Genomic DNA, 13,202 nt, shown 5'->3' on the forward strand with positions numbered 1-13,202 from the left:
TGGAGCGCATGAAAAATTCAAACGCTCCAAATTTAAATAAATTATTTATTATTGCGACGCTTGCGATGGTGTTTGCCAGTCTTTACAACCGCGAGACCAATTGCTGCGATTGCTGCCGACAAAATACCAGCGGATGCAGAAGAAACCGTATTGCTACCAGTTTTAGCTAATTCCGGCTTTGCTTCAGCAGTTTCTTTTACATCCTTTTCTTGCTTCTTTTCATTCTCAATAGTTACGTCATATGAAGTATAAGAATCAAGAGAAGGAATAGCTTGTTCAGGCGTTGGAGCAGGTTTACTCTCAGAAATCACATCAATTTCAACAGTAATTTCCGCTTCGCGACCATACTTGTCGGTAGTAGTAAACGTTAGCTCAACTTTCGGCTTGCCGTCAACAATCTTAGGCGTGCCAGAAATCTTGCATTCAGTACCAGCGCAATTTGCGTTAATGCCGTTTACAGAAGTTAAGCCTTGAGCAACTAACTCGTTAATAGTTACTTTCTTGCCGTCTACTGTAACCGTTGTGTTATTAACATCTCCTTCAGTCATGTTTTGCAATCTGAAGTTCGTTAAAACACCCTCGCGAGCAGAACCACTAAACTTAAACTTCATAGGAGCCATCTTCTCGAAGTTTGCAGTAATAATGGTTTCGCTTTCTGGGAATACCATTGCAATATCGGCGTCAGTAATACCAGCTTGCACAAGTAAATTCTTCAAAGCTTCAATAGTTGAGTGTTGTGAATTACGAATTATTTTTGCCGTATATGACTTTCCTAATGTTTCAGCAACAATAGCCAATCTATTACGACTTGCTTCATAACTCATATTCTCGTTATTTATAGCTTCAGCAAGAATATTCTTTATAGCCGCAAATGTAGAATTCTTAGATTTGCGGATTACATTAGCTGTAAACGACATGCCATAGCGTTCAGCAATCTTAGCTAATGTTTCACGCTCAATATCAGTTGATTTGTGGTTATCAGCACTGTTATAGATGGTATCAATATGTTTAGAGTAAGATACTTCATCCCAATTCTTGAATATGTAACCTTTGTTAGCAAGAACGTCTGGAATATAATTCTTTATTTCAGACATTCTATCTTTACGCACCCAGTATGTATGCATTGGTGACTGCATAGTTCCGCCATTGCCAGCTACATACGTTACCTTTGTGTAGTTTTCTAAAATGAACTTTCCTGCTTGGCTGCCAGCTGAAGGCAAATCTCGCTCTGCAATCACATTCGGAAGCACTTGAATAGGTACATTTTCATAACGTACTATCTTTGCATCCTTCTTATTTGGATCAGATGTTTCAACCTTCACTCTAACGGTAGTAATTCCAGGCTTCGCAATTCGAACAGAATTGGCACCGGAAGAATAAACTACACCAGCACCGTGCATGCCCGCAATCTCTAGGTTATTAGGATCAACACCAGACACAAGCTCATCAGGAGCAGGAACTTCATCTCCAACACTCTTAACAAACTGAGATACATTCACAGGCATATCAGCAATCTGATTTGCAACATATACGCGAATTTGTCTATTCTTATTTGTGTCAGTTGACGGAACAGGCTTGTTGCCTGCATCATAAACTTCCCACTTGCTAAAGCCCTTAAGCTGTTGCTTTAACTCATTAGTTTTATTATTAACGTCATTTTCATATGTAGTACTATCGGACTTAAAGTAGATAACTTTCGGTTTGTATGAGCCATCATCCCACTTCCTTCCGAAAGCTGGTAAGAACACATACGGCACGTAGTTATCTGGAATTTTCTCATTACTCTTCGCGTCGATGATGTTCATCACCTTTTCATACACTGCTTGGTATGTAGTATTTTCAGAGTACTTTAATTTACGAATCTCATCATTCGTTAACAACTTTTCACCATTCGCGTTTTGCACATCAACGCTAGTTGCAGATGCTGGTTCACTTACCATCAAAGTAGTGACAGGAATTTCAGGTTGATTTGCTGAGCCTCTTCTTACACTCGAACGAGCATTAGAATTATCATTATCAACAAAATTCTCAAGCTTCCTCCAGCCTTTGAACACGTAATGGTATCCATCAGCGTCATAATTCTTGCCAACAGCTTGCGGAGCTTTTACGCCCGTAACATCGTCTTTAAGAACGTAGTACAGCTTAGTAGTATCTTTATCAAGGCTGCCCTGATCTTTATGATCAACTTGATTGGCATTTATAAAGTTGACCTTAACATACTTATCCTTATTGAGAACAAGATCACGCTCTGCAGCAACACCAGTAAGAGGATTAGTATCGCCAGGCTGATGTGAAGGCTGAGTACTATCTGGTTTCGGTAGGCTCTTATCGTACATCAACTGGTAAAGCACCTTTAAGCGTCCTACAAGTCTATAAGTCTTGTAATCTGCTGCATCCTTATACTTAACTGTAACTTTCAAAGGAACAGTGTACAAAGCAGGCTTCTTAAGCATCTTCTGCTTTAACTTATTTTGTTCAGCTTCAGTTGGCAAATCATATTCGACTTTTATGTCTTCTATGCCATTATTCACAGCAGCATCTGCTTTGAGCTGAGACATATTAGTTATAAAATCGGTTAACTTTGGAAGCGTGTCAGGCTTATCTTGCACAGCGACCAAGTAATCAGTCTGCACTGTTGGCTCTGTCCAAGGGGTTTGATCTGCCACGAACTCTTGGAATGGTTTATCAACTTTCCAATTCGAAACATCATCTATAGGCGTTACTTCTTCTTTGCCATTAATCATGCTGCTTCGATTCCAAGTTCCCTTAGCATTGGTTAGGTTCTCTTGAAGCCTTGTCAACGCACTAGTCTGGTCGCTAGCACTGTAAGGAATTTGCGAAAGATCAGTACCCTTCTTTACGTAGAACACCTTAGGGCCGTCTGTGCCGTCCTTCCACTTTCGTCCTGGAGCAGGCTTGAAGATTGCAACTACAGAATCTTCTGGAACTGTTCCATTGTCGGACGAGCTGGAGAAGTAGTCGATTCGCTTGTAAATAGCGTGGTAAGTTACGCCGTCTTGCAAATTTACTTTCTTGTAGCGGTCGCTTGAATTTATGTCAAACGTCTGCTCTTGTTTTGGATTTTCAGCAGTTGGCTTTACAACATTAGTCGCCCAACCCTTAAACACGTAGTGGTAATGCTGGTCGCTGTAATCATTGCCGAAAGCTTGCGGCACGCGGATTCTAACTTCCTTGCCCTTATAAACGTACGCAGTAAGCGTAGTTTTTTCACCAGCAGGATGATTGGCATTATCTCCATCGTGACCAATAATAGTGCCTTCATCATTCTTGCCGGTGAAAGTAATCGGCGCATACTCGTCAATATGCGCTTTGCCGTAGTCAGTAGCTTTAAACTTATCCCACTCGCTTGCGTACACCAAATCCGGCAGCACGCGGTACAGCACTTCAGCTTCAGCAATGTTATTGCCAAGATGCACTTGCACTTTAATCTTGTGTAATCCTGGAGTGTTGTCAAACTTTTCGCCAGGCGCAAAGCTGAACGTAGCACCATCTGGATAATCACTAGCATTCGTTATAAGCTTCTTAGCATCATCACTACTTCCAGTACTAATCTTCTCAATTGGCTTAAGCACTTGCGGAGCTGCAGCAACAGGAGCTTTAAGCTTGAAGTGAGCAATGTAAATTACTTCAGGATTGTTCTGCTCTTCGGAGCGAATCGGCAAGCGATTCACACCATCGGAATACTGAAGCGTATGCGAGCCAACTTCAGACGAACCGACTTTTGAAGTCCAACCAACAAACTCAAATCCAGGCTTTGCTTTTACTGTTGGAAGTGGCATTTGATAAGCTTTTGTGCCCTTAATTGCGTCGTACACAAGAGCAGAGTCGTCAGCTACATCCTTGTTCTGCCAGTCAACAACGCTGCCCATAGAGTCTTGACCATCAGCCACTTTGAACACGTAGCGCGTGTAGTGATCTGGACGAGCTTGCTTATCGTCATTGCGTTTAAGCACGCGAACGTCTTTATATTTGAAGATGAATGTATCTTCTCTAGTCTGCTTACCTTCGCTATCAGTAGTATAAGTAATATTCTGCTGTGTGCTTTCCGGCACAAAGCCTTCAATCGGCTTGTAGAATACTACGTCGTACTTTCTGTTTACAGAGCTGACTTCGCTTTCTGGAAGAAGCTCCTTACCGTTTTGATCAATATACTTTACCTTATACTTGCGCGTATTGTACGTTTGGTAAATAAACTCGCCAGTATTCTGCTTCTCATCACTCGAAGCTTCAAAGCTCGTGAACTGCTTATCTGGGAAGTGCGTTTCGTCGCTGTAGACTGCTTCCGCATTGTAGCGCAAATGCTCGCGCAAGCCGGAAACCGTTTGAGTAGAAACGTGATCCACCATCGCGGCTTTTTCTGCGTCTGAAAGACCCTCTTTCTTATAGTCAGCAAACGTTACGCCTGGCTTTAAGAATATGTGCTTAAAAGTACCGTTGTAGCGAGTATCCTTAACCCACACTGCATCAAGCTTTATATCTTCTACTACTTTATTGCCAAAAGCGTACGGCAAAGTCGTGCCGTTCTTTTTAATCTCCCAGCCGTAGAAGTCGTAGCCTTTGCGCGTTGGGGTGCTTATCTTCTTTTCGTCAATAACATGGTAGCGAGGGAACTTCTTTTCCGTAACTACGTCGGAGCCACTTATTTCATTGCCGTTGTCGTCGGTTTTCGGCATATGGTAGTCAAACGTTACAGTGTGCTGAATATCAGTTGGAAGACCCCACGCAGCGTAAAGCTTAATGCCGTTGACTGGCATTGTAATATCTTTGTTTTCGCCATTTATAAACTGAGTACCAGCCTGATCAACAGCCCAGCCTTTAAACACATAGTCTTCTGGCAAATCAGCAGGGCGAACGATGGAGTAAGTCTTGTTATTAAGCGTGAAAGTGTACTTGCCGTCGAACTGCTTAGACGTATTACCGGCATCGTCTTTAGTTACAGAAGCATCATAAGATGTATCGTTTCCGTATAGCTCTTTGTCTTCGCCCGTCAAATCTTTTTTGCCGCGCTTAGTCAAACTATACTCGAACGGCAGGCTCTCTGTAGCAGCGCTACCGTTTGTAGCTATAGCCTTGCCATCCGCATTATAAAACTGCACATCGTACGACTTGCGGTTGTACCTAAATTCAAGTAGTTTGTTAGTTTCAAATTCAGTTGCATCACCAGAATAATCTTCTTGTTCATCTACTGGAACGCCCCTATACTTTCGAAATGCTAAATGATACTTTTTAGCAAAAGCATTCTTCTCATCATCACTTAAATCATCCCAATTCCCATGACCATGAGATTCGTTATACCACTCTTCCCGATTATCTTCAAAGTCGAATGGATCTAACGAATCACCAACATTTTTCTTATCATAACCATCAGCAGGATTAAAACCTGCAATAGATGGAGCTGTATATAAATAACCCGAATTGTCAGTATCATCTTTGCTATATGAATCAGTTGAAAGCTCATAATCATTGTCGTCTATATCATCGCCACCGTTTTTAGCAGACGCAATACTTTGCTTCCTAATAATCACCTGTATAGGCGCACTTTTACTACTGATATCAGCCGTAAGCAGACGCTGATTATCTTTTAGCTCGTATTGCTGTGCACTAGGATTCGAAGGGTCATCACTAATTTTAGGCGCTTGATTATTACCTTGTACACGGAATTTAGGATCAGCAAATTCTTTTATAGTAAAACGATACGGAGGAGTGTCACGATAATTCACTTCACCTGCATATCCAAGCTGCCATCCTAAAGAGCCTATATTTTCTTCATTAAAATCTAATTCATTTATATCAGGCCAAATATCAGTAAGCTTTTGACCGTAACGAACTTTTACGCGGTAGCCCTTATGGTCAATTTTGTTGCCATCGTTATCTTCATTTTCGCTATCATACTTCGTTGAGCAATTGCCACCATCAGCATAGCAATAAATAGTTGTTTTGCCGCTTTCGTCTTTTCTTTTTATAGCAGCATTGTTACCCCTATCTACGCCAGTAGGCTTAGCAAAAATAAGCTCGTAAGTCTTGCGGTCGTAAACTAAGTTAAGAGTGTTGTTTAAGTCGTTCGCGCAAAGCTGCGATTTACTACGTTTGCCTAAATCTGGGTGACCCGGCACAAAATCATATTGCTCAGTGTTAAGCTTTTTAGTAAGCTCCTTATTCACATGGAAGTAGCGTGTGAATATATCCTTGCCTTTGTTTGAAGCGTCACCAGGATTCGCGGTATCATACCCGTCTAAGCTTGTTACAGGCGTATCGTTCATCCAGTTGAACTTTGAAATTAAGCCGTCTTTGTAACTCTTATCCTTCGTGCCTTGCAACTCTTCTTTCGTTAAGCCAAGCTCTGGGTTTTCTACATAATTATCTTCGTTTTTACCATTAAGCTTACTAGTATCATTAGCAACGCCGGCATCATTCATCTTATTAAGCGCAACGTCACTCTCTGTCTTCACGTTCTTGCGCTCAACAAGACCAACAAAGTCGTAGTTTGCAAGCGAATCCGGATGCTCTTTGTCAACCAAATCCGCTTTTTGCACCCACACGTTCACGCGGTAGCTAGTAGTATTGTTCGCTTCCCAATTAGCGCGGAATTGCACATTGTGATCCGGCATCTTGTAGTCATCAAGAGAAACAATAGTATTCTCAGCATAAAGCGGATCACTCTCTTTGCTAGGATCTACTAAAGACCATCCTTTAAAAGTGTAACCTCGCCTAGTTGGTTTCGTAACTTGTGGCACATCTTGCTGGTAATACACTTTTTGAGCAGTAACATCCGTGCCGCCAGCAGAATCGTAAGTAACTTCATACGCCTTACGGTAGTAGCGAAGGTTCAAAACTAGCTTATCTTTTTCATCTTCAGAATCCGAAAGCGGCGAGCTAATAAGATTATGCTCCGGCTCGTAGCCTGGAATGTACAGAGCTACAGCACTCACATCTGAACCAACAGTGCCAGTAACTTCAGTGACGTGGATACGTTCTTTTTTGCCATCTTTGTAAGTTACTTCAATAGTCTTGCCAACGCCAAGATTTGGAGCATCGTGAAACTCATCCTTATGATCGAGATCCTGCACCAAGTGACGCACATAGTACTTAGCTGTTTTAGGAGCGTAGTTGATATTCAACTCGCCGTAGTACTGAATACCGTCGTCCGAACCTGACTGCGTAGACGATGGATTCTGCGAAGATTGAGCACTGTTGTTGCTTTCAACAGCCTGCCTTTTCTTTACAGCGTAATCAGTAATCAGCTTCTTGCTTAAACGCAAGTAACGCTTAGCATCCGCATCCGTACCGTCGTCAATAACAAACTTGTCTTCGCTGTTTTTAATGTAGTACTGGTAATCACCGGAGTGATATACGGACGGACGGTATCCAGCAGCCTTTGGAAGCTCAATGTATTCGTACTTGCCATCTTTGCCTAGATTATCGAAGTCTTCTTGATCAATTGTAAGCTCATACGGCTGCACAAGCTGCTTATTCGCAGCACCACCAATCGTATAGCGAATTTTCAAATTGTAAGTGGCTTTTGGCTTTTTGTCGGTTTGTACCTGTTCGTTGGCTTGCTCTGTGTTTTCAGCAGTTGGATGCTGCTCATTCGGCTTAATTACCTGGCTGTTTGGATCAGTTGCTGCGTTATTAGTTGTTGTGCCAGCGTTCGATGTAGAAGCAGGTGAAGGATGCTCATTGTTCGAAGCAGGCGTAGTGCTTTTCTCTTCGCCTGAGACGTTTGCATTTGCACCTTGTGCAGTTGTATTTTCTGTACTTGGTTTCGCTGTAGTTCCAGCACCAGCGTTAGACGCTGTACCTGTTGAAGGTGCAGGAGCAGACGGTGCAGTCGTATTATCTACAGTGTTCGCAGTCGGAGCTGCAGACGCATTATTTGCAGACGGTGCAGTCGAGGTTGCAGGCGCACTTGTTGTAGTAGTTACACTATTCCCGTCGGAAGCACCATCGCCGCTCTCAACAGACCTACGAACACGCACTCTTGGCGTATTTGCATCGCTTGCCGCATTCGTATTTTCTGCGTGAGTGCTTGAAGATTGTGCGCTTGTATTCTGCTCGTTTGCAGGCTTTGCGCTTTCAGTATTTACAGGCTGCGTATTTGCTGGTTGTGCAGGCTGCTTATTTTCACCTGGCTTAACCTCAGCAGGCTTAACGTCACCAGCATTTTCTTCCGGTTGCTTTGCTTCCGGTTGCTTTGTTTCTGCAGGTTGCTTTGCATCTTGTTTTGCAGTTGACGTTGATTCTGGCTTTGCAGTCGGCTTCAAAGTTGGAGTCGACTCTGGCTTTACTGCTGGATGAACTGGCTGCACTGGCGCAGGCGCACTTACTGCATAAGAATGTCCGAAATTAACCTGTTCTGAAGAACTACCTAACTGCGAGTCAATTCCATCACGCTGTTGCACTTCGTGTTGTTGCGATTCGCGCTGCTTTGCTTCACTCTTATTTATTTCACGCTGCTCAATCTCACGCTGTTGTGCTTCACGCAACTTTTGCATTCGTGCATCATGGCGCGCAAGCTCTACAAACTTTTGAATTTGTGCACCCTTATTGAGTACGCCAGCACCCCACCGCTGCATATTCAATTCATCTACATCAGGCTTTACCTTTGCCCATTTTTGCGTCGTATTAGACGCATCGATAATATCTTTTTGAGTAGGCTGAAGCGCGGAAGCCACAACAGATGGAAGCATCATTGCCAAAGTTGAAGCAACAGCAACTCCAGCAACTCCCTTACGCAAAGCACGAGAACGCTTCACTGCATGAGCCTTACGAAGTGTTCTTCTTGGTGCCATATCACCATATAAATCTTTACGCTCTGCCATTATTTCTCCTCACTCCAACCATTTTCAAGTAAATCGCGCATACTTATAAATCTTCATATATATTATATATGAATACAGTATACGGGCATAAAATAAACATTTGTTATAATCTTTTATTCGTTACAAATCAACTACAACTCATATTTACACTTGGCAAATAAAATCACCTAACTAATAATATACTAATCAATACCCCCCCCCCAAAAAAAAATCATCCAAACGACTATGCCGTGAGGAATAAGCTCAGTGAGGGCGCCCATATCATCATGCGTTAGACGAACTGCTATTCCGTGAGAAATAAGCGCTCAAGCAATTCGTCGCATTAAAATATGATACAATATAAAAACGTGTGCTCTAGCGCAACGATTGTTTGAAAAATCAAAAGGGGTCGATCGGTTTCGACGGCGATCTGTTCGCCGCGGGGAAGCGTGCCGAGAATGCGAAAGTCCACTCGTAAACGTCCTTTCGCAAAAGAATAAGTGCTAAATCTAATCGCACTGAGTTCGCTCTCGCTGCCTGAGCTTCGCGCCAGGATTAACCAGTGAGCAGCTGCTCCGTTCACCCACTCACGTCTTCGGGGTGGTGCTGAACGTCATGAGAAGACTTGCTTGAATTGCTGGGCTGCAGGGCAATTCAGGGACTTTTACTGTAGATATGCTCGCCATGAATTGTCTGCGATAACATGGGGGCAGAAAAACTGCCGCACGGCCAGCAGACTACGCACGTAGAAGACCGAGGGTACGGTCACCGGACCGGGGTTCAATTCCCCGCGACTCCACAAACGCAATAACGCCACTGCTCACACAGTGGCGTTTTTTGTAGCAAAACCCAATGTTTCCAAGATTTAAGTTAAGCTTCGAAAGCATCTCCGAGATGGTGCTGAGTAGCGTGCTCAGTAGCATCAGAACTATTGCAATCAAACTCCCCCGCATCCGCAGCATCAACAATCGCGAGCGCAGCTTCCGCAAGATCCGGTCGCAACGCGTCCAACCAGTGGATGCGAGCATCCCTACCAAACCAACCCATTTGTTTGCGTGCAAGTCGTCGAGTTTTTTGTGCAATATCCGCAAAAGCCTCATCCTCGCTCCACACGCCATCCAAATAATCCATGATCTGCTGGTAGCCAAGAGCACGAGCTGCAGTCACACCCAATCGCCCTCGAATCGCGCGCACCTCATCCACAAAACCCTGCTCACGCATAATTTGCGTACGTAAATCCACGCGCTTATCTAAATCTTCACGACGCAAATCTAAGCCAATTTGCACGCAATCAATCACATACTTATACTTCGGAAGCGTTGCGGAATAAGGCTTTCCCGTAAGCTCAATCACTTCAAGCGCGCGAATTGTACGTCGCGGATTGCGCGCATCCATATGAGCCGCAGCAACCGGATCCTTTTGTTGCAACTCATCAAACAGCGCACTCGCTCCCTCTTTGCGCTCGCGCTCCTCCCAAGCTGCACGAATAGACTCATCCGTGCCTGGAAATGTAATATCATCCACAGCAGCACGAGCATACAATCCCGATCCTCCAACTAAAATCGGCCTCACACCACGCGATTGCAACTCACTAATACACTGCCTGGCCAAAACTTGAAATCGCGCAACCGTCATCATTTCTTCAGGATCAATTATGTCAAGCAAATGGTGCGGTACTTCCGCCTGCTCCTGCGCACTCGCCTTAGCCGTGCCAATATCCATATAACGATACATTTGATACGCGTCTGCGTTGATGATTTCCGCACGAATCCCACGCTCAGCTAATTTTTTCGCAAGCGCAATACCAAGACTAGTTTTGCCTGAAGCCGTAGGACCAACTATTGAAATTACTTTAGGAATATTATCCTGCTTATTTTCAGACAAAATACACTCCTCGTCAAAATACTTTGCTAGATTTTGCTTGCGCTCAATTACCTAAGATATTTATATCACGCTTTGCAAAGAATATTACATTTACATACGCACTCCCAGACGTTTAGCAGTTTTTATAGTATTATTAAAAGACGTGATACTTGATCGTCATAACCGCGTAAACGCAGCAGAACTCTATGCGCGTCTTCATAGCAACGAAGCAGCTAATGAAAGCAGCAACGTTAGCAGCAATGTTGACAATACAAAAAACCAACAAAATTGCTCCCAATGCGGCAAAACTAATTCGCTTATGCTTCCTGAAGACCAAATCGACGAATTTGTAAACATGATGCAAATTTACGAAGGAGCAATGTACGAAATAAGTACAAAGCTCGAGATTCTAGATAGCGAATTTCAGGTGCGGTTCTCTCACGACCCAATTCATCACATGGAGCGTCGTCTTAAATCAGTGCACTCAATTTTTGAGAAACTGCAAAGGCGTCATCTAGATATTTCCACACGCTCTATACGCGATAATCTTTTCGACGTAGCTGGAATTCGCGTAATTTGCAACTACTGCGACGATGTGTATTCTGTAGCGCAATATCTTTCTAAACAAACAGACATTCAAGTATTGCAAGTTAAGGATTATATTAAGAATCCAAAATCTAATGGATACCGCAGTTTGCACGTAATTTATGCAGTTCCTGTGTTCTTGTCTTCTGGAGCACACTACACGCCAGTTGAGGTGCAATTCCGAACTATTGCTATGGATTATTGGGCTAGCTTGGAGCATGCTTTAAGATACAAAGCCGGTTTGCCGGATGCAAAGTTGGCTGAGCACTCTCAAACTTTGCTCGATTGCGCGCATAGCTTGCAAAATATTGAAACACAAATGCAAGGTATTCACCGCGATATTAATGGTGCTCCTCAAGTTGAAGAAGCACCTAATAGTAAGGCATAATATAAATACGAAGCGCAAGCTTATGCCATATTAGGCGTAATCTTATGCAAGATTAAAACCAGCTTATTGTACGAACGTATAAATTATGCTGTATTTTTTTAGCATTTTCCCAGATGCTTTAATTATAATTATGTGAGAACGTTGTCTTGACAGCGTTTTATTTCATAGCTGTTAAGGAGAAATAATGACAAACTTTACTCAAGATTATTACAGAAGCGGTGCTCCTGAAGTTATTGACACTCAGGCAACATATGCTTTTGAAGAAGCAAAAAGAGTTTCAGTAGGACGCACTTATGGCGAAATGACGCTTGGATTGATTGTTACAACTCTTGTGGCACTGTTCACTCAGAGCGGTAATTTCTGGCTTAGATTTATGTTTGCAACCCGCGGATGGGGTTGGATAATGTTGGCAATTGCTCAGGTTGTGATAGCAGTTGTTCTTGGAACACGCTTAATGAAAATGAGTGAGACAACAGTACGAGTTTTGTTCTATGCTTATGCTGCTTTAACAGGATTTACTTTAAGCTCAGTCTTTCAAGTATTTAGCCTTGGATCTGTGGCATTAGTATTTGCTTTAACTGCAGGATTCTTCCTGTGCTTGACAATGCTTGCACTTACTACAAAAAAGGATTTGCTTAAAGCTGGTCCAATTTTAATGGTTGCATTACTTGTATTCGTTGTTGCGCAAATTATTATTTCGTTTATTGGGCAAGATACTGGAACAATGCGTCTTATGGCTGGAATTGGCATCGTTATTTTTGCAGGTTTAACAGCTTACGATGCTCAGCAAACTCGCGCATTACTTGCACAATATGAAAATCAGCCTGAAATGGTTAAGAAAGTATCTATTTTCTGCGCATTCCAACTGTTCTTGGACTTCATTAACATGTTCATCTACTTGCTAGAGTTGCTTGGAGATAATAGAGATTAGCAATACTAAACTAACATACGTGTGTTAGTTGCTTAGCTATTTAACCCTGCCAGATTAGTATTTGGCAGGGTTTTATTATGCTCTCTGTACTCCAAACGCGAATGCGTTAACAGTGCCGAGCGTTACTAACACCCATCTCTCACACACTTCTCAAATCACCTACCAGAGACAGACACTAACGCAGTACGCAATCTGCACCAGTGTCCCAAAACAAGCAAAATGAGACACTGACGCAGAACACAAACTGCACCAGTGTCCTAAAACAAGCAAAATGAGACACTAACACAGAACACAAACTGCACCAGTAACGAAAAAACAGTGGCGCTCACGTGGGTAACGCGCTCGCTTACGAAACTCGCGTTGGAAGTCCCCAGGACTTCCAACCTAAGCGAGTTTCCGCTCCGAGTTGCTTTCGCGCGCTAAATCGCAGCTCTCAAGCAGGTCGTCACGCCAACGTGAGCATCAAATCCCACGATTGGAGCTCCAAACCCACCAAAACACTCCAAACAAGAGAACACTACCCCACTAATCTGCCCTGCCTTCGTCTTTATTGACGAAGGCAGACCTCGCTTGCGTTGAAAGCACACTGTGCTTTCAACGCTGAGCAAGCTCGGCG

4 protein-coding genes and 1 other RNA gene are annotated in these 13,202 nt (G+C 43.2%); 3 read left to right on the forward strand and 2 right to left on the reverse strand.

What is annotated here, in order from left to right:
- Positions 1 to 41: 41 nt before the first annotated feature.
- Entirely contained in the window at positions 42 to 8,840 is an 8,799-nt protein-coding gene (locus HXT41_RS03080) for an InlB B-repeat-containing protein (protein WP_421788812.1), read from the reverse strand.
- Positions 8,841 to 9,224: 384 nt separating this feature from the next.
- Between HXT41_RS03080 and ssrA the strand changes: the two genes are divergently transcribed.
- Positions 9,225 to 9,621, forward strand: a transfer-messenger RNA (tmRNA) gene (ssrA, locus tag HXT41_RS03085).
- A 68-nt stretch (positions 9,622 to 9,689) separates the two neighbouring features.
- On the opposite strand, the gene miaA is transcribed toward ssrA, so the two are convergent.
- Positions 9,690 to 10,703, reverse strand: a complete 1,014-nt coding sequence (gene miaA, locus HXT41_RS03090) for a tRNA (adenosine(37)-N6)-dimethylallyltransferase MiaA (protein WP_116994643.1) — start codon at positions 10,701 to 10,703, stop codon at positions 9,690 to 9,692.
- Between the two features lie 142 nt (positions 10,704 to 10,845).
- On the opposite strand from miaA, the gene HXT41_RS03095 reads away from it, so the two are divergent.
- Together HXT41_RS03095 and HXT41_RS03100 are read left to right on the forward strand one after the other, a co-directional pair.
- Entirely contained in the window at positions 10,846 to 11,655 is an 810-nt protein-coding gene (locus HXT41_RS03095; protein WP_410310321.1) for a GTP pyrophosphokinase, read from the forward strand.
- Between the two features lie 184 nt (positions 11,656 to 11,839).
- The gene (locus HXT41_RS03100; protein ID WP_004108493.1) at positions 11,840 to 12,586 is read left to right on the forward strand and encodes a Bax inhibitor-1/YccA family protein; all 747 of its coding nucleotides are present in this window, start codon (positions 11,840 to 11,842) and stop codon (positions 12,584 to 12,586) included.
- The last annotated feature ends 616 nt before the right edge of the window (positions 12,587 to 13,202 follow it).

It is taken from the genome of Gardnerella sp. DNF01189, from assembly GCF_049244195.1.
Classification (GTDB): Bacteria; Actinomycetota; Actinomycetes; order Actinomycetales; family Bifidobacteriaceae; genus Bifidobacterium; species Bifidobacterium swidsinskii.